At 36.5% G+C, this 19,915-nt stretch carries 16 protein-coding genes and 1 pseudogene; 2 read left to right on the top strand and 15 right to left on the bottom strand.

Annotation, left to right across the window (positions count from 1 at the left end):
* Positions 1-142: 142 nt before the first annotated feature.
* The 9 genes from FCI53_RS09355 to FCI53_RS09315 form a co-directional block, all read right to left on the bottom strand.
* The gene (locus FCI53_RS09355) at positions 143-1,906 is read right to left on the bottom strand and encodes a CocE/NonD family hydrolase (protein WP_210238490.1); all 1,764 of its coding nucleotides are present in this window, start codon (positions 1,904-1,906) and stop codon (positions 143-145) included.
* A gap of 87 nt (positions 1,907-1,993) precedes the next feature.
* Complete coding sequence (locus FCI53_RS09350) at positions 1,994-3,043, bottom strand: TRAP transporter substrate-binding protein (RefSeq protein ID WP_171038122.1); 1,050 nt, start codon at positions 3,041-3,043, stop codon at positions 1,994-1,996.
* Between the two features lie 14 nt (positions 3,044-3,057).
* Positions 3,058-4,812 (bottom strand): PucR family transcriptional regulator, encoded by a 1,755-nt coding sequence (locus tag FCI53_RS09345; RefSeq protein WP_138418136.1) that lies wholly within the window; start codon positions 4,810-4,812, stop codon positions 3,058-3,060.
* 24 nt (positions 4,813-4,836) lie between these two features.
* Complete coding sequence (locus tag FCI53_RS09340) at positions 4,837-6,111, bottom strand: TRAP transporter large permease (RefSeq protein ID WP_138418134.1); 1,275 nt, start codon at positions 6,109-6,111, stop codon at positions 4,837-4,839.
* Positions 6,108-6,704, bottom strand: a complete 597-nt coding sequence (locus tag FCI53_RS09335) for a TRAP transporter small permease (RefSeq protein ID WP_171038121.1) — start codon at positions 6,702-6,704, stop codon at positions 6,108-6,110. Before FCI53_RS09335 ends, FCI53_RS09340 begins: the two co-directional genes overlap by 4 nt.
* A gap of 41 nt (positions 6,705-6,745) precedes the next feature.
* Positions 6,746-8,272, bottom strand: coding sequence for an aldehyde dehydrogenase (locus tag FCI53_RS09330; RefSeq protein ID WP_138418131.1), 1,527 nt, complete (start codon positions 8,270-8,272; stop codon positions 6,746-6,748).
* A gap of 1 nt (position 8,273) precedes the next feature.
* On the bottom strand, positions 8,274-9,902 hold the full coding sequence (locus FCI53_RS09325) for a carbon-nitrogen hydrolase family protein (RefSeq protein ID WP_246050071.1): 1,629 nt from the start codon (positions 9,900-9,902) through the stop codon (positions 8,274-8,276).
* Between the two features lie 62 nt (positions 9,903-9,964).
* Complete coding sequence (locus FCI53_RS09320; protein ID WP_138418127.1) at positions 9,965-10,978, bottom strand: amidohydrolase family protein; 1,014 nt, start codon at positions 10,976-10,978, stop codon at positions 9,965-9,967.
* Positions 10,959-11,627 carry a cysteine hydrolase family protein gene (locus FCI53_RS09315; protein ID WP_210238489.1) on the bottom strand — a complete coding sequence of 223 codons (669 nt, stop codon included), beginning with the start codon at positions 11,625-11,627 and terminating at the stop codon, positions 10,959-10,961. Before FCI53_RS09315 ends, FCI53_RS09320 begins: the two co-directional genes overlap by 20 nt.
* 1,065 nt (positions 11,628-12,692) lie before the next feature.
* Between FCI53_RS09315 and FCI53_RS22205 the strand changes: the two are divergent.
* Both FCI53_RS22205 and FCI53_RS21835 read left to right on the top strand, forming a co-directional pair.
* A pseudogene (locus FCI53_RS22205) lies at positions 12,693-13,237 on the top strand (YqcI/YcgG family protein).
* Positions 13,173-13,331, top strand: coding sequence for a YqcI/YcgG family protein (locus tag FCI53_RS21835; protein WP_246050069.1), 159 nt, complete (start codon positions 13,173-13,175; stop codon positions 13,329-13,331). Before FCI53_RS22205 ends, FCI53_RS21835 begins: the two are co-directional and overlap by 65 nt.
* A 393-nt stretch (positions 13,332-13,724) precedes the next feature.
* On the opposite strand, the gene FCI53_RS21830 is transcribed toward FCI53_RS21835, so the two are convergent.
* The 6 genes from FCI53_RS21830 to dcuS all read right to left on the bottom strand — a co-directional run bounded on the left by FCI53_RS21830 (position 13,725) and on the right by dcuS (position 19,874).
* Positions 13,725-13,889: an EAL domain-containing protein gene (locus tag FCI53_RS21830; RefSeq protein ID WP_246050064.1), complete on the bottom strand. Its 165-nt coding sequence runs from the start codon at positions 13,887-13,889 to the stop codon at positions 13,725-13,727.
* Positions 13,890-14,284: 395 nt separating this feature from the next.
* The gene (locus FCI53_RS21825) at positions 14,285-14,386 is read right to left on the bottom strand and encodes a putative holin-like toxin (RefSeq protein ID WP_246050063.1); all 102 of its coding nucleotides are present in this window, start codon (positions 14,384-14,386) and stop codon (positions 14,285-14,287) included.
* A gap of 362 nt (positions 14,387-14,748) precedes the next feature.
* Entirely contained in the window at positions 14,749-16,080 is a 1,332-nt protein-coding gene (locus FCI53_RS09300; RefSeq protein ID WP_138418125.1) for a 2-hydroxycarboxylate transporter family protein, read from the bottom strand.
* Between the two features lie 34 nt (positions 16,081-16,114).
* Positions 16,115-17,305, bottom strand: coding sequence for an NAD(P)-dependent malic enzyme (locus FCI53_RS09295; RefSeq protein ID WP_138418123.1), 1,191 nt, complete (start codon positions 17,303-17,305; stop codon positions 16,115-16,117).
* 252 nt (positions 17,306-17,557) lie between these two features.
* A complete protein-coding gene (locus tag FCI53_RS09290; RefSeq protein WP_138418121.1) occupies positions 17,558-18,262 on the bottom strand; it encodes a response regulator in 705 nt (234 codons plus the stop codon).
* Complete coding sequence (gene dcuS / locus FCI53_RS09285) at positions 18,255-19,874, bottom strand: DcuS/MalK family sensor histidine kinase (protein ID WP_138418119.1); 1,620 nt, start codon at positions 19,872-19,874, stop codon at positions 18,255-18,257. Before dcuS ends, FCI53_RS09290 begins: the two co-directional genes overlap by 8 nt.
* Positions 19,875-19,915 lie beyond the last annotated feature (41 nt).

Below are 19,915 nucleotides of genomic sequence, written 5' to 3'. Positions count from 1 at the left end.
CCAATTCAACCCCTTTGTAAAAGCTTCCTCTTGAAAGGACTCTTAAAGTTTAGGTAGTCTTTCTGCAGAAAGACTACCTTTCTCCCTTTATGATGGTAAGCATTATATTATTCAAGTGCATATTCTAGAAGACATAATAAATCTATTTTTCTGGGATCACAGGTAGTAAAAGATAGGAATCTTTTTCTCCACCAGTATAAAGCGTAACTTCTCCATCAAATTTCTCAGCAGGGCGATCACGAGGATCATCATGCCAGTATGCTCCAGAACCCTTCATTTCCTTAGAGTGGAATTTAGTTCCTTTATCTGTATTTTCATAATCCTTACCACCAATAGTTAAACCAAGTGTATAACCCTCTGGGATAACTATTGATGTTGGCCATATTTCAATATCCAATTCATACACTTCATTTGGTGTTAACGGTTGCTCTTCATCATGTGTATGATATGGTTGATACTCAACACTTCGTTCTACATCAAGTTTCCGATGAGAAGCACGGAGCCAACCTTGTGCTATTGGAGTTCGTGGATCCATTGCACCTTTAAATAACACTTCACTTCCATCAGGACCAAACAATCTAACAGTTAAAAATAAGTCAGCGTCTTCGTTCGTTGCAGACATAAATATCTTCGAAGCCATCGGACCAGTCAGTTCTGTCTTGTTTTCAAATGGTTGGCTCATAAATGTAACACCCTCACCAGTTGTGTCATAAGTTACTTGATCCTTCGTATCCACTACGCCACTACTAAATCCCATATTAGAAGCATCAAGATACATTTTCTTCCAGTCTGTACGAGCCAATGGCCATTCTTGCTCCGATCGTTCGGTAAATGTTTCATCTACATGTCGAACCTGTAATTTAACCGGGGAATCTTGGTCTAGACCATTGTCTTCACCTTTTAAATGGTAATCAAAGAAACGTCTTTGAATGTTAACACCATAATCTGTATAGAAATGGGTCCAGTGTTCTAATCCATGTACCTCAAGCCACTTTTGTTTGGAAGCAGCAAGTTGAAAACCAGTAAAATTACCACGAGAATGTAGCCCTACTCCCCCCCAATTCGCTGCAGATAATAATGGAACAGTGACCTTACTCCAATCAACACTTCTTTCTTTATAATAGTCATCATTAGCTAATGGATGCGATAAGATATCTTCTTTAAAGTCCGTACAGTTTTCTGCTAATTCTGATTCAGACAAGGTAACTGGACCACCCACAGGTTTTCCAGTGTTAGGGTTGATCGGCCCATTTTCTCCAACACCATGTTGGACAATTAAAACTTGCGGTTTATACCAAGTAGACCAAAATGTGGATACAATCCCACCATGGTGAGTTGCATCCCGATACCAATCTGCACACCCTTCCCACGGGATAATCGCTGCAAGGTGTGGTGGTTGCATCGCAGCGACTTGCCATTGATTTGTCGCATAGTAGGAAATGCCATTCAATCCAACCTTACCGTTACTCCATTCTTGAACCCCAGCCCATTCAATACAGTTGTAATAGTCTTTGGTTTCACGTGGAGAAAAAGGACTAAAATAGCCTGGTGAGCTACCGATTCCCCTTGAGTCAACACGGACACAAACATATCCGTAAGGAACCCATTTCTCAGGGTCTACTGCTTCCCAGTTTTGGTATTTATTTGTTGAACCTGCTTCTACATCAGGATGAGATTCTGTCATAGCCTTCCATTGACGTGGAAAACCTTCTTGAAAGGATAGTCCCTTCCCATATGGACCATAGTTTAATACAACCGGATATTCTCCAGCTTCAATTGGTCTAAATACATCGGCTCGAAGGACAATACCATCTTCCATCTGAATCGGTACGTCATAATCAATTTTCATCCCATCTGTAATTACTGTTTCATAGTCTTTCACTTCTACCACTTTTTCATCTTTCAATTTACTTCACCTCATTTTATTTTTTACTAGTCATAGTTCCATAGAGTTAGAAATGGGGCTATGGTGACCCCATTTTCTTACATCAAATTAAAGACCTTTAATTGCGTCTTCAATACCTTTTAACAACTCTTCACCTTTGTTCCCATTTTCTTCAATGTAAAAATCTTTAATGCCTTCAGTTGCTTCTTTAAAAGCTTCTCTTTCTTTTTCTGTAATCTCAACAATTTCAACATTTTCACTGTTTTTCAAATCCTCTAAAGAACTATCAATCTTTTCATATGTTTTTTCTAAAGTAGCTTTTCTACCTTCTTCAAACGCCTTTTGCATAGCTGCTTTTGTATCCTCATCAAGCCCTTGATAGAAAGCATTGTTCACCATAATTAACTGATCAAGTACACCATGGTCTGTCATCGTAATAACATCTTGAACTTCATGGAATTTCATATCAACAGTAGTATCAATTGGGTTTTCTTGTGCATCAATTGTTCCTGTTTGTAATGCATTGTAAGTTTCAGAAAAAGCAATGTTAGCCGGAGTCGCACCAAGTATGTTAAACTGCTCTTCGATAATTGGTGATGGCATTGCACGGAACTTCAATCCTTTAAAAGCTTCCGGATTATTTAATGCAACCGGACCTGTAAATTCTTTAAATCCTGTGTGCCAAATTCCTAAAGTCTTAATACTAACATCCTTTGTTGTATCCAAAAGACTAGTAATCGCATCAGATTTATGAAGCTCCACTAATTTATCCTTTTCACTTGGTAAAAGGAAAGGAATATCTAGTAAAGATATAATTGGCTGGAACCCGCCTAAGAATGAAGAAGGTTGAATAACCATTTCTTGATTTCCCATTTGAACTGCTTCAATCTGTTGTGTTGATCCACCAAGTTGGCCTGATGGATAAACTTCTACTTTATATTTGCCAGCAGTCTCAGCCTCAAATATCTCTTTAAATTTATTGGCCCCAGCATCTCTTGCACTACCTGGTGCAGAACTGTGACCAAATTTAACGACAATTGGTTCTGAACCATCTCCATCAGACTCACTATCCGCAGTACCATTAGGCTCATTATTTCCACAACCAACAGCGACAATAATTAAAAGCAAAATAGTAATAAACAATAATGATTTTCTCAAAATTAACACTCCTTTTAATTTTCTGATAAATTAAATTGCAATTCCTTTCTTTTTCCTAGATTAGTGTTCACCAGGAAAAGATTCTTTACAGTTAAAGCGAGTTGAAGATTTAACCTTACTTGTGAATCATTGAGATCCTTTTGGAGTATCGCTTTTATTTTTTTTAAACGATATGATAAGGTATTGGAATGAATATTTAACAATTTTGCACTTTCTTTAATATTACAGTTCGTTTTTAAGTAAATATCCAACGTTTCACACATCGAATCATCATTTGAAAAGTCATGTTGCATGAGTTCGCCTATCAAATCACTGCAATATTTTTCTAGTTCACGATGATTTTTCACTAAGGATAATAGCCTTATTACACCCAATTCATCATAAACGGCTACTTTTTTCCCTTGTAAAAATTTCCTTCCTAATTCTAAAGATGTTTTAGCTGTACTGTAAATTTTTTGGATATCTTGAATATCTTCACTTGGATCTCCAATCCCTGCAAAAAAATCTTTTCTATTGAATCTTTGTTCTAACTCTCCAATAACTTTCAATGTAAGTCTTTTCACCTCATTGGTTGCAGCTTTATTAGAAAGGCCTTGGGAGTAATGATAGATTACTGTACAGATATTCTCATTGATGTTTACAAAGACATTATGATCATTTCTCATATAACAGCTTTTGATTAATTGAAATGTTTTCTCTTCCTCATGTTCTATGAAAAAATTCTCATTTGCTTTATCCATCCAAAACTGCTTTAAATTGGTTAGGTTAAAAATCACCATAATGGTTGGTTGAAAAATTTCACTATCGACAAAACCCCATTTCCGGTAAGAAGCAATTGCCTTATCGACATTCCCGTCAATCAATTCATTTAAAAAGAGATTTCTCATTCTACGCTCATAGTCTAGTGTAATCCTATTTTTCATCATATCTAGAGCAATGGTAGTAGACCCGTGTTCTAAAGCAACCTTATCAACTTCATTAATCTTTTTATCCTTAGAGATAAGGGAGATGAACCCATATAGAACATGATTTGCAATAATTGGAAAAGTAATCTGTGAATACATTTCTTTTCCTTCATAATTAATATTAATCGTAATGATCTTATTTTCACGAAAATTAATAATATCTTTCACTTCATTTTTCCGCTTAAACCAATTTTTAAAATCCTCTGATTGTCGATATTCTATAAATTTATTCATATAGTCAGACGATTGTTTATCTTCGGAGACGGCCATTGTTTTAAACATGAAATCTTCCACCACGATAGGACTTTTCACTAAATAACTTAACGTATCAGCTATTTCCTGAATTCCTTTTCCTTGCAATACAATGTCTGTTAATTGCTTGTGAATTTCTTCTGTTTTTTTGATAATATAGTTTTGGCTGTTTTGAATTAATTCGGTTGTATCTTTGATTAAGTCTGACCAAAAGCAAGTCAGAGGTAACTCTATTAGTGGAAATCTATACTCGGAAGCAACATCCATTAGATCTTGGCTAATAGAACCAATAAATCTTCCTGGTTTAATCGCTAATGCAGAAGCCCCTTTTTCTATTAGTTGCTTCAACCATTTCACTTGGTGATCGCCATTTTCTTTCATATAATATCCTGTAGTCATCACCAATTCTCCGCCGACTAGCCATTCAGGTGCATCTGGTAATTCCGAAACAGTAACGGATGTTATTTTTCGATCAAGACCATTCTCACCAGCTACCACTTTGCTACCACTAAAAGAGTCTAGTTTCATAATCTCTTCTATTAGTACATACATTCATTCCCCCCCCATGTCGAAAAATTAGTTCAATAGATTTGGTAACCACATGATAACACCAGGTGCTAAGTTGATTACAATTAACACTCCAATTGTACAAAGGATAAAAGGAATAGTACCTGGTATGATTTTTGCATAAGGGATCTTAAATGCACCTTGTGCTATAAACAAATTTAAACCAAATGGTGGTGTAATCATACCAATGGATAAATTGAACACAATAATCATTCCTAAATGAACTGGGTCAATGCCCATAGTTGTCGCGATTGGCGCAACTAGTGGTGTCATTATTATAATGGCAGAGTTCGGATCAATAAACATACCAACGATTAAGAATACAAAATTAATTAATAGTAAAATTACTAGAGTAGAGTAATCACCTAAGAGTTGACTAATTAATTGAGGTAACCCACCCATTGTCATTAGGTAAGAGATTGCTTTTCCAGCGGAAATCAATACAAGTAACATAGCAATCAGGGTCCCTGAGCGAATAGTTGTTTTATATAGATCTCGTATAGATAACTCTCGGTATACAACCATTTCCACAAATAATGCGTATATGACTGCAATTGCAGCAGCTTCTGTAACAGTCGTAATACCAAGATAGATACCTAACAAAATAATTACTGGTAAACCTAGAGCCCAACCAGCTTGTAACAAAGCTTTAAATAAATTCCCAAAACCTACAAATTTATCTCTTGGAATATTATTTTTTATTGCGTAGTAACAGCTGTAGGTCATGAATACTCCTCCTGTAATTAGACCAAGAAGAATACCTGCTGCAAACATATCCTTTATTGATGAAGCAGGATAAATAGTAGAATACAAGATCATCCCAATCCCCGGAGGAATTAACATCGCTAAACTACTTGATGCAAGAATTAACCCAACAGTGAACTTAGAACCATAACCTTTTTCTATCATGATAGGATAGACAATTCCTCCAATTGCTACGACTGCTGCTGAACCTGCACCAGAAATTGCTCCAAAGAAAATACATGTTACTACGGTTGCCATTGCAAGGCCACCAGGTAAAAAGCCAACAAGTGTGTTTGCTACTTCGATTAGTCTTTTCCCAATCTGTCCTCTAGAAATGACATCAGCAGCAAACATAAAAAATGGAATTGCTAGTAGAGAATAAGTGTTAACTCCGCCAAACATTTGTTGAATTAAAACATCAATATTTTGCATAGGGAAATGGATGTCTAGAGCGATGAAACTAGGAATGAGTATTGAAAGAAAAACTGGAAATGCCAGTAGTAAAAATAGTAATGCTAATGGAATTAATGTTGCTGTCATTCATCCTCACCCCCTTCATTCAATTTTGTAACTACCTCTTTACCAAATATATTAACAATTAATAGATGTAGGAAGTTTTTGGCCATCAAGAAACAACCTACTGGTATAGCTAGATAGATATAGGCCATCGGAATTCCTAAAGACACGGACTGCTGGTTAATCTCAAACATCTTTAACGTTAAATTCCAACCATAATAAGTTAAAATCCCTGAAAACACGGTACATACTAATAAGGTGAAACTAAAGTAATATTTTTTGAACTTCCCTTTCATTCTTGCGAATAGAATATCCACCACAACATGCTCACCTTTTCTAACACAATAACTCATGCCAATGAAAGTTAACCAAACCATAATGTAGCGGGGTAATTCATCTGACCATGGTGGTGCGTAGTCAAAAAAGTACCGAGTAATAACAATTGAAAAAACAATGATCGAAAGGCTAAGCAAGCTTACTGCTAACACCAATCTTTCAAAAGCTCTTAAAATCCATTTATCGATCCAAAGCAGACCCGATAGCAAAAAATTTTTATTTCCAGTTGCAATGGGAGCTTGGTTTAATTCGATATCATTAGTAGCCTCACGATTGATCACATATATCCCTCCTTTAACCATTACTAGACTAAATATTACTATTAGCTATACCTTTTAATCTCTGAAGAGTCGTACCAATCAAAGCTATTATCGTCTTTGTTTACGATGACAGTTTTTTCATTCGTATAGGCTAAGTAAGCCGTAATACCATTTTCTTTACCAATACCACTTAACTTAATACCGCCCCATGGTGCACCTGGATCAACTCTATGGTGGTCATTAATCCAAGCAATACCACACTCTAGTTGATTTGTTACACGATGTGCTCGTTTTATATCATTTGTCCATACACTCATCGCCAATCCAAATTCAGTTGAATTTGCTAAACGAATGGCTTCCTCTTCTGTTTTAAAAGGGATTACCGTAGTGATTGGACCAAAGATTTCTTCTTGAGCAATACGCATATCATTTTTTACATCAGCAAAAATAGTAGGTTCAAAATAATACCCTTTTTCAGGAGTACTAGGTTTAGCTCCACCAGATACTAATCTAGCACCTTCTTGCAAACCTATCCTCACATATTTTTCAGTTAACTCTAGTTGTTTTAGTGAGATAAGTGGTCCCATTTGTGTTTCTATTTCTAATGGATCACCAATTTTTATGTTTTTAACCTTTTCTGCTAATTTTCCAACAAATTCTTCATATAAACTTTCGTGTACTAAGAGCCTTGCACCTTGTACACACGTTTGACCTGTAGCGATAAATGCTGCAAACGCTGCGTTATTGACCGCACTGTCTACATCTACATCTTCAAAAAACAGACTGGACGCCTTTCCTCCTAACTCGCAGCTAATTTTGGTTAAATTATAACCCGCTTGCTGCGCTATGATTCTCCCCGTTTCTGTTCCACCTGTTACGTCTATTTTCGCTATTCTAGTATCTTTGCAGAGAGCTGCACCTGCAGTTGCACCAAATCCTGGAACAATATTTAGCACACCATCTGGTACTCCTGCTTCTTTAGCGATTTGGCCAATTTTCAAGACACTTAGAGGTGCTAGTTCAGATGGCTTGACAACTAAACTATTACCACCTGCTAATGCTGGTACTAATTTTTTCGTTAATATTAATAGCGGATGGTTCCACGGAGTGATTAATCCAACAACCCCCAAAGGAAACCGTTCAGAGTATGCAAGATAAGGACCGCTAAATGGCCTTACCTGTTCTTCATGCGTTCTTAAAACACTAGCAAAATAAGTAAACCACTCTGGTAATCTAGCAAGCTGGGATTTCATTTCTCTTATCGGACGGCCTGTCTGTAGAGATTCTAGTTGTGCCAACTCACCAAGATTATCCCGAAAATTCTGTCCCATTTTTTCTAAGACAACTGCTCGTTCTTCTTTAGAGTAATTTGCCCAGACAGGGAAAGCCTTTTTCGCCCGATCAATTGCATAAGATATATCCTTCCCATCACCTTCCTCCACTTCTGCAATTTTTTCTGTGGTAGTAGGGTTCAAAACCTCAAACGTTTTTCCTGAAGCCGCCGAAATATATTCTCCATCTACAAACAGCTTATAATCCTGATTTATAAACTTTTCTACCACTTCATTTTTTTTCGTTATTTTTACCATGTTATTTGCTCACCTCATTTACTTTGGTCTTGGTTAGACTTTTGTACATAGTCGGTGTCCGGTCAAACACAACATCCGTTCCTGGAACAACTGTTTTACAACGACTTAAAAATAGAGGTAGTAGAGCTGCAGTTGCTTGTTCTGTATCAATTAAAGTAGATGCAACAACAACACCATTAGGGTCAATAATCATACTAGAAGAGTCAGATGGTTTGTCTAATGGATTCATTGTTGCTACATAAATACGGTTTTCAGCTGCTCGAGTTCTAGCGATTTTCACCTGTAATTCCAATGGAAAATCATTGATCCAAATAATTAAATCCGCACCTTTTAACGTAAGAACTCTAGGCACTTCTGGTAAGAATCCTTCCATACCATGAATAATACCGATGTTCCCCTTTGGAGTAGGAAATACAGGTAATTCATTTCCATTTGTTAGACCAGACTCTTGCTGCTCGATATGGGTCTTGTTATAGGTTCCTAACAGTTCATTTTTAGTTATTAAATAGCTAGTCTTATTAATAGATTCATTTTCTATAGTAGCTGTTAAAACAACTACTGTCTTAGGGTTGATAGTTGCATCTTGTATTTTGCCAACCCATGTTGAAATATTTTGGATAGTTGATAATGTATACTCTGGTAAAACAACCAATTCTGCAAACTGGTCTTCTAGCATCTCGATATAGCGAATTGCCTTTTCAAGATATTCTTCTTCCGAGTTATATCCAAAAGGTGCTACACTTCCTTGCAGTACCATGTCTTTAGGAGTTACTTGTTGATCGCTGAAGTCGTTGAAATGATTTTGCGTGATAGGTTCGGTTAATGTTTGGTATAGTTCTGGTCTTCTATTGTCTAAATGAAATCTATGAAGTAGAAGTTTATCACTGATGTTCTCAGGCTCAATTTCTGCATAAATGATTTCTTCTTTGTGGGGAGATGCTTCTACAATGGTTTCCCCATCAGGGTTAATGACACAGCTTCTGCCTGCATTTAAGATTGTTCCTGATTCCAGACCGCACTTGTCAGCCATGATAAACCATACCTTATTTTCTAGGGCTCTTGCTTCTAGCATATATGCGCATTGGGCATTGGTAAGAGTTTTTGCATCTTGCCCTGTTGAAGTTAAGTTGGCAACATCCACAATAATTTCTGCGCCATCTAACACGAGACATCTAATAATCTCAGGCACTCTCCCGTCTGCACATACAATAAGGCCTAATTTACCAATCTCTGTATCAACCAGGCAGTAACCCTCACCTGGTGTGAAATAATTCGAATCAAAATGCCACATATTTATCTTATTAGCTTTAGCAACTTCAATTCCACTTCGATCAAATAGCAAGCAGCTGTTGTAAATGTTGTCTTCCACCTTTTCAGCTACTCCAATAGCAATAAACGTAGCATTTAATCTTGCACGATTAGCTACTTCCGCTAAAAACTTTTCAGAAGCAGTGAAAGCTTCTACCAAGCTTACATCGTCACCGCCTAAATAATAAGCCGGAAAAACACATTCAGGAATAACAATTAAATCTATATCTCTTTGACAAGTGTCATCAATCATTTCTAAAACTTTTTTTACCATGGACGAATAGTTCACCATATCTTCGGCTTTTGGTTGAATACAGGTCACTTTTAACAATGTAATACCTCCATATGACTTATATTTTCATGTATCTCGGACTCAATATTCTGCTATTTCCCTGGAGTCATCGGTCTTGTTTTAATATCTAATAGATCTTGAACATTTTGGCTGAGAATTTTATTCTTATCACTAACTTCAATTCCTAATGAATGAATTGTCTGAACAGGTTGGGGATCTCCCATATCAAATGGGTAATCACTTCCCATTAGTACTTTTTCAGAACCTACTAAATCAACCAAAAACTCTAGGGACTGTTTATTAAAAGTAATGGAATCAAAGTAAAATTTCTTTAACACCTCTGTAGGTGATTGTTTTAATCCATCAGCTTTGGGTTCTTCTCTTACTTTATAGCCGTGTTCAAGTCGACCAATTTGATAAGGAATATAACCTCCTCCATGCGCGAAACATACGTTTAAAAATGGAAAGCGTTGCGTGAAGCCAGAAAAAATCATATGAGCAATGGTTACAGAGGTATCTAATGGATTTCCTATTAAATTAGTTAAATAATACTTTTCAAGGTTATTCTTACTGCCAATGTAGTAAGGGTGGATAAACACCATCACTCCCAGTTCCTCCGCTTTCTTAAAGAATGGGTAGTATTCCTTATCAGTAAGTAGCTTTCCTTCAATATGAGAACCAATCTCTACTGCCTTGATGCCATATTCCCTCACAACTCGATCCAATTCTTGGCAAGCAAGTTCGACATCATTCATTGGAACAGTAGCCATTGCGCGAAAACGAGTTGGATTCTTCTTAACAAAACTAGCAACCTCATCATTAACCAATTGTGCTGCATAATGTGCGACGTCTTTATCTGCCCAATAATAAAACAAAGGTGGTGCAGTAGATAAAACTGTCACACCAATTTCTTTTTCATTCATTTCTCGAAGTTTAACTCCCTCATCATAAAACGAGTCTAAATAAGGGTAAATGTAACCTTGTTCGTGTTGGATAAATGGCTTACCGCCCTTTGTAACTAGATCCGCCTGAAAGGGACTATTCGCTTTTTTAATTTCTTTAATAAATTTTTCTGGAATAAAGTGACTATGCATGTCTATATTCATTTTTTCCGCTTCCTTTTTGTAAAGATTTAACCAATTCAATCACTTCTGAGGAACTTCTTACCCATCCAAATGCAGTAGATATCACCTTTAATGCTGCTTCATGAAGTTCCTCTCCATCCATTGTGTCGACACAATCCTCTATTACAATCGCATTAAAATCCTTTACACTTCCATCCACGGTTGTGGCTAAAACACAACTATTTGTATTGACACCTGTGAGTAGAATTGTATCTACTTCTAACGAATGTAATAGAAACTCTAAGTCTGTAGAGCGGAAGCAATTATACCTCTTCTTCGTATCTACTACATGATCTCCTTCCTTCAGTAATTCAGGAATGATTTCTGTACCTGGCATACCTATTAAATTATGATTTGCAACATTATTTCTTGTTGCATTCGGATCTTCACTTTTAAATCTCCAAGCTGGATTAGAAAGAATCTCTTCTTTATTACGATAAAGTGTTAAGACATGAATAATAGGGATATTGAGATTTCTACATTCACCGAAGAAGCGTTTATTCGCTTCTATAACCACGTCCGATTGTTCCGCGGGAAGTGGCATAGTAGCAACCTCCGGGTCTAAGTGTCCACGATGAAGATCAATTGCAATTACTGCTAATTTGGAATCTTTGTTAATAATATTCACCATTTGTTTCACTCCTAAAATATTATTTATCTTAATTTTACCAAAATTCAGATAAAATAGAATACAATTGTTCCTTATTCCTTTTGTTTACCATACACAAGTTTAAGGGCCTTTATTGTGACTCAACCACAAAATATTTAATTTTGGCTAAAGCGTAATTATTAACTGTTAACAATATTCTAGTTTGTCACTAGTAATTCCTCTACACTTTTGTCAGAATATTTAACAAATTATTTTTGTTATAAAATTACAACTTTTAAATTCGGACTAAGTTAAAATATAGTATAGCTAGTTTGAAGCTGGTAATATAAACACTATTTACATCAAAATTAGTTTGACTAAAAAGAAGTGATTGGATATTGTATCTAAGTCGTTCCTAACACTTTCAACCACTTGATCCCTCGTATAAAACAAGAACAAGGACTTTCATACAAAATAGACAAGGAATGATAATAAGGATTAACACGGATTGGAAAATTATGATTAACGAAACAAAAAAGAGTAAAAGAAGACAAAATTCTATAAGTATCCTTTCATAAATTAGTCCATTAAGGGTATATCGTATTAAGAAAAAATGCCCCACCAAACATGACATGTAATAATGGCGGTAAATTTAAAGATTTGACAATCGCAACGGTTGCAGCTAGTAGCATAACAACTAATCCGATTCTAGAGCGATAAAGCGTTTAAGTACGAATCTAATAAAAATAATTGGAATTTCTGTATAAAAGTACCTATTTAATAGAGTTCTCAAAGAACTAGACTGTCTTATATCCACTATTTTACTTTTGGTTTTTTTTGATTTATTACATGAGATTTAATTATATGGACTAAACCATTATAAATTGGTAATGCGCTCTTCACAGGTGGGTACACCAGTCTTTCTTAAGACAATTTGATGGAGGAAGGGCGGTGGCACACACCTAAAAACCGCCCATTTTCCTAAAGAAAATCACCCCTAGACCATATGACTGAATACAGTATAGGGAGTTGGAGGTGATTCGAATTTCTGTTTTATTTCAAGACAATCCCACTAACAGAAGTAAATTAAATAAATGGGAAAGAGCTATGCTAGAAAAAATCGAAATAAAAATGACCGAGAAAGACAAGCCATTCCCTTGTATTCCAGCGACCATAGGCTTTTCCATGAATCAACTACGCTATGGATTTGTTGGTGATCCAAGAGAAGATGCAACGGTTGGGCAACTAGCTGCTATACTTAAGGACTTTACAGAACAATCAAAGGAATTCGGGGACTATACCTCATTAATTATTTTTTATCAACTTCCAGACACTATGAAAAATACCTATACAGTTGAAGATTATGAACAATTATTTGGCAACAAGTCAGTGCACTAACGACTGTTGATGATGCTAAATGGCCTAAGGTTTTACCAACGAATCCACATGATCCAATTCGGGAATATTGCTTCCAGGAGAAAAGATATTTCATGTATTGTGCAACTCCAATGCATAAAAATCGGCAGAGCAGACATTTTGAAACAATGATGCTTGCCATCACGCCGAGGTGGGTCTTGCAAGCTTTTAATAGTTCCCAATCACGGGCAGAAAGAATCAAAGCGCGTATTAGAAAATCGACTAAAAAATTATGATTCTATTGGGGCACATCCCGATTTAAATAGCTACGGTGAAGCAGATAACTACGAATGGAGGCAATACTTTTGCGAGACGATGATACAACCTTAAGCAAATGTCCTTATCGTCGTTTTTTGAAGTGTTTTAAGTGATTTATATAATAGTAGGAAAATATCGGGTGGTGACTGAGACCAGCTCCTAATCGCTAACACTTGGTCAATGTAACTGAATGCCACATGAAAAGCGGCTAACCAGTAGAGGTATTTAACAGTAATAATAAACAACCGCCTTACACAGCTGGTCGTAGAGAGGCGGTTGTTTTTATTGGTGACAGTTGCGATGATTGGTACATCCCCTATTCTTACAGTGAGTCCAACAGCCCATCCGCTTGTAGTTGCTTTTTAATGACTAACTCTCATGTTTATTCCATCTGAAAACTCCGACACATTTCGGTTGATGGCCCCAACAAGAAAAGAAGAACAAGAACCATCCGTCCCATGCTTCCTACTTTTTAAACCGAATAAACTTCTGATTATATAATTCAAAAAATACTTCTGCAGGTAATGCTTTACTATAATAGTACCCTTGGCCGATACCACATTTATTTGCTTTTAGGAATTCAACTTGTTCTTCTGTTTCGATCCCTTCAGCAATAATTTCGTAATCCAAATTATACCCCCATATCAATAATCGTTTTTACAAGGGTTTCTCCTTTAGAAGTAATGTCATTTACAAATGATTTGTCTATTTTTAAACTACTAGAAAGGTGCCTGGCACGCCCCGAAAAATCTTGTTTCTCAGATTGTTTCACGTCACGTATGTAAAAACTGTCTCCTGCTAAAAACACTCTCTTTGAACAACTAAAAGCAACAGATACCACATTAAAATGTAAAAATATTGCAACTATAGGTATAGTTAGATATAATATTAATATAATAAAAAATGACAGAGTGCAGTTACACTCTGTCAGGTGTAACTACATGCCGCATGAAGAGCGGCTGACCAAATTTTGATAAGTGATTAGAAAAAAGTAACCTCCTATCCTTTGGTCTGGGGCAGGTCGGTTACTTTTTTCTGTTTGAGACGATCATAATCACTACTGTAATAACCGCTACCAAAACTAAGTTAGATTGCAGTGCTACAGTTATTGCTTCATATGTCGTCATGATACCACCTCCCTTCAGTTGGGAAGTGGTCAACCGCCTACCACACTATGTAGTTACAAATCTATTATACTACTGTTTCCTATTAAAACAAAAGTATTATCAATAACTCATTACGGTAAGCTAAATAGGAATATTCTATTGCTTCTTTGATCCATTTCAAGTATTGATATCTACACTGCATAACACCTCGTGTAACAATAAGCTTCAAATAAATCTTAAAAACACAGCACAACAGATTAAAAAATAAAAGGTACCTGGTACGATCCCTGGACAGGTGTCCATGAAGAGTACCAAGTACCTAAACTTAGGTTTCTATCTTTCCTATTGTATCAATATTTTTTATCTATTGCTTCCGACTACTTCTATACAAATAACGGAATCAAAAGACCTGCGAGTAATAGAATTAACGCTCCACCTAAACGAGAAGAGATTTGTGCAAATGGCATAAGTTCCATTCGTTTAGACGCTGATAGTACAGCAACATCTCCTGTACCACCCATATTTGCCATGCACAATCCAGCTGTAATCGCGGATTCGATCGGATAAAAGCCTACAAGTTTTCCTAATAACCCCGCACCAATAATTGCACCGAACACGACACCGAATACCGTTAATATATATTGAAGGGTGAGTGCTTCAAGAACAGTACCTAAGTCTGTGTAAGCAACTCCAATTCCAAATAGTAATGCAAATGTCCAGTTTTTAGCTACGAACTGATACCATTGACTCGCCCCATCTGTAACGGATTCAGGAATAATACTTGTAATTTTAGCAGCTGCTACAAGAATAATCATAAATGCGTACGGATGTAGTGGAATCACAGCCCCTAAAAGCGATCCAACTGTAAAGAATGTTAATGCAGCAAGTAGACCTGCACCCATTTTTTGAATGTCATAGTTCAACTTTGGTTTTTCATAGTTAAATCCTTGAATTAATTGACCATTTCCAGTTAAGGACGGGAATTTTTTACCCAAGCGATCTAATAGACTAGCCAATACAATCGCAAATACGTTTCCTAGTGCTAAGGCTGGTACGAGCATCGAAATATAGTAGCTAGGTTCATTCCCAAGTAACTCAGAATAAACTTGACTCATAGGAACAGCACCTGCACCCATTCCACCGCCCATAATCGGCATCGCGATAACTAATACAGCTTCTTGTAGCGTGAACCCAACAAGTAAACCAATCAATCCAGTTAGCGCAATTGCCCCTATGATCGCGCCACCAATTGGAAGGAAGTAACGTAGTCCTACTTTTACTAGTATTTTGGAATTCATCCCTAAAATACTACCTGTAATTAATGCTGCAATATAAAAGTTTAAAAAGCCCCCAGATCTCATAAAGTCCGTCATCGATGTTGTAATCGTTTCAGGCAGAAGCCCACTATACACCATGTAAGCGGCGCCAAAAATTGCGATAATAGCTCCTCCACCAAGGAATGATTTTACAATAGGTAACCGGTCGCCTACCCAACCAAATAATTCACCAAGTACAATCATCACTAGTAAACTACCAATCATCCCCCCAGGAAGATTACCAGTATACATACTTATAAGAGTAATTGCTGCAAAAACCCCAAACCAAACAATCGGTATGTTAAAAATTTGAAGACCCTTATTTGGGTGAAGTTGTTGCACCTTTGCATCGCTTTTCACTTCCGTCTCCACTGAATAATCTTTTGCTAATTCTGACATACTATATTCCTCCTCATCCCCTTAAATAAATATCTTAAGAAACCGAACTAGTATTGCTATTCTGTTGCAATGCTGTTACTCTCACTGCTTTTGCGACAAGTTTTGCTACTCGTTTATCAAGCGCATTTGGAATAATATACGTTGGATCTAGTTCTTTTTCTGTAATAACATTTGCTATTGCCTTTGCAGCGGCAACTTTCATTTCCATCGTGATATCCTTTGCCTTTGCATCGATCGCACCTCGGAAAATTCCTGGAAATGCAAGTAGATTGTTTACTTGATTTGGATAGTCCGATCTACCAGTACCAACTACTGCTGCACCTGCTTTTGATGCTTCCTCTGGATAAATCTCTGGTATTGGATTAGCCATTGCTAGCACGATAGGATCATTGTTCATTGCTTGAATATGACGAGGCTTCATTACTCCAGGTGCCGATACCCCAATAAATACATCTGCATCATGAATCGCATCATCCAATGTTCCTGTGATTCCCGTTAAATTCGTTTGTTCTGATATTTTTGCTTGTGCAGGATTTAACCATGCTTCCCCTTTACATACAACACCTTCAAGACTAACTAATGATATAACCTTGAAACCAGCATGTAATAAAAGCTTGGCAATCGAAATCCCTGCTGCGCCTGCACCGTTAATGACAATTTTCACGTTTTTATGCACTTTATTTACGACTCTTAATGCGTTATATAATGCTGCTAGTACAACAATTGCCGTTCCATGTTGATCATCATGAAAAACTGGAATGTTTAACTCTTTTTTTAATCGTTCTTCAATTTCAAAACATCTAGGCGCTGCAATATCTTCTAGATTTATTCCGCTAAAGCTTGGTTCAAGCGCTTTAATAATCGTTACAATTTCATCCACACTTTTTGTATTTAAACTAAGTGGAACTGCATCTACATTTGCAAAATTTTTAAAGAGAATACTTTTCCCTTCCATTACCGGTATCGCTGCCTTTGGTCCAATATCACCTAGACCTAAAACAGCCGTACCGTCTGTCACAACAGCTACCGTATTCCCTCTTGCGGTTAGCGTGTCCGCTTCGTTTTCATTATCTACGATTGCCTTACACACATCTGCAACCCCAGGTGTATAAACCAGACTTAAATCATCCTCACTATCTACACTTACTTTACTTAAAATCTCGATCTTACCTGAATGGTTACGATGAAGGTCAATGGATTCATCTCGTAAATTTCTTTTTTTCATAATATATCACCTCGTGTTGTAATCGTTTTCAACTATAACTTAATCTTAGAGGATCATTAACACACTTTAAAGTTTATTAAATTAATGAAGTTTTTTTGTAATTAATGAAAGTAAACGGTTTCTTTTATTATGAATAGACTTTTCGTGTAAGTTGCTTTTAACCATTGTAGTTGATAGAAATCACGATCGGTTACACGTAAACACCCTCAAGCCAAAAAAAAAATGACTCAAGAGCATGTCGCTCCTGAGTCATCATTGTAAATATGCTTCTAAAATGTCCATATTTCCCTTTAGGGAATATTGATATACAGGTCTACCGATCCCATAAGTAAGTGTTTCTTCTAATACCTCTATCTCCACAAGAAACATAAGGTATTTACGTACCGAAACCCTGGATATGGTCGTGTAGTCTGCAATTTCATCAGTAGAAAATGATTTCACTTTTTTTATGGTGTCGATAATAACGCACAACGTACTTTTTGTTAATCCTTTTGGCAAAGTTTTCTTTTCTATATTCTTTATTTGCTCCGAATGTAATAATTTCTGATCTAATTCTTCTTGGTTCAGACTTTCTCGTTTATGCAAGATTTCAAATTTTTCTTTATACCGCATCAGTGCTTGTTGAAAACGTATAAACTCGAACGGCTTGATTAGATAATCAATTGCCCCATAATGTAAGGCGGATTGGATATTATCTGTATCTGTTGCAGCAGTGATCAAAATGACATCGATCGTTAATCCTTTTTCTCTAATCGTCGTTAACAATTCGAGACCATTTTGACCTGGCATATACACATCTAATAAAACTAATTGTATGTCTTTTTCCTCCATCATCGGAATTGCTTCTTCTACTGAATAAGCAATGTCGACAAACTGGTACCCGTCTATCTTGCTAAGATAGCGCTTATTAAATTCAGCTACCATTGGGTCGTCTTCTACGATTAACACTTTAATCATTTTCTATCCCATCTCTCATGGAAGCATAGTCAAGCACCACGTTAAAAGTCGTACCATTTGAATTGGTGGACACTTTCAACTCCCCCTTTAATTTGTCAATACTTTGCTTCATTAAATAAAGGCCAAAACCTCTGTTAGCTCCCTTTGTGGAAAAACCTTTTTCAAAAACTTTCTTTAGATTTTCTTCGTTAATACCTGAGCCTGTATCAGATACGCTGATGTATAACCTTTCGTCACTTTCTTTTAATTGTAAAACGATTTTCTTTTCCTTACTAGTTGCAAGGGCTTCAATCGCATTATCAACTAAGTTACCAATAATGGTAATAAGCTCTTGACTTATTTCTAACGGAAATGCTTTTGCAATCGATGTATCGTTCGATAGATGAAAGGTTACTTTTCTTTCTCTTGCATAACTCATTTTCCCCATGAGAAAACCGGCTAGAACTGGCTCCTTGATTGTTTTCGTGATCAAGGACGCTTCATGGTTGTTATGGTCAATAATCTTTCGGATAAACGGTACTAATTCATCATACGCTTCCATTTGCACCATACCAAGTATAACATGAAGCCGATTCATAAATTCATGTGACTGTGCACGTAACGCCTCGACATAAGTGCGAATACCTGTTAATTGTTTCGCCAACTGATTCACTTCCGTTTTATCTCTAAACGTAGCGATGGCCCCGACAATCTGATTGTTGACGATTAATGGTTCTCGATTCGTTAATATCGAAATGCCATTTAATGACTGTTCTTCATCTCGCTCTGATTCGCCCGTTTCAATCACACGGTCTAATTTCGTATTTGGCATAAAGTCTGTTATTTTCATCCCGATCGGTTGATCAGACAATCCTGCTTTTTTAAATAATTGAAGGGCGGATTTGTTTACTAATGTAATGTTTAGATTCTCATCGACAGCTAAAATTCCTTCATGAACGGATTGTAACATCGTACTTCTCTCTTCTAGAAGCTTAGAAATTTGATACGGCTCTAAGCCAAATAACATTCTTTTAATATATTTAGCTAGTAATAGTGCTCCGATGATACCTACTAGAATACCGAGTAAACTTCCTTCGATAATATTACGATGGCTTTGCGAAAGGGCAAGCTCAACATTTTTTAATGATATTCCAACCGCAACCGCTCCAATTTGGTTTCCATCATGATCATAGATAGGAGTAAATGCTCTTAAGGAATCTCCTAGTGTCCCTTCAGATGTTGATACATACTCTTCCCCTTGTAAAACCTCAATTTCATCTCCGCCAGCAAACTGCTTTCCAATTTGAGTAGGATTAGGATGGGTAAATCGAATTCCTTCCATATCCATGACAACGACAAACATCATATCTGTTATCGTTTGGATTTCTTGTGCATATTTTTGAACCGCTCCTGCTTTTTCTTCTTTTAATAAGCTTTCTTTTACAATTTGAGATTCTGCAACCGTCCTTGATACAATTTGCGCCTTCTCTTCCTGATTCGCTCTGATCCTATCACTCGTTGTGTTACTAATTAATAAATCTGTGATCAAAAGGGAGACCAAAACAACGATACACCCGAACAATGTAATTATAGTAATTAATTTAAATGGCCTTTTCAAAACTATCACCCTCATTCCCTACCAAGGATTATAACAAAATTTCATGGAATCCTGTA

This window comes from Aquibacillus sediminis (assembly GCF_005870085.1).
Taxonomy (GTDB): domain Bacteria; phylum Bacillota; class Bacilli; order Bacillales; family Amphibacillaceae; genus Aquibacillus_E; species Aquibacillus_E sediminis.
This window is presented reverse-complemented; position numbering and strand designations above follow the sequence as displayed.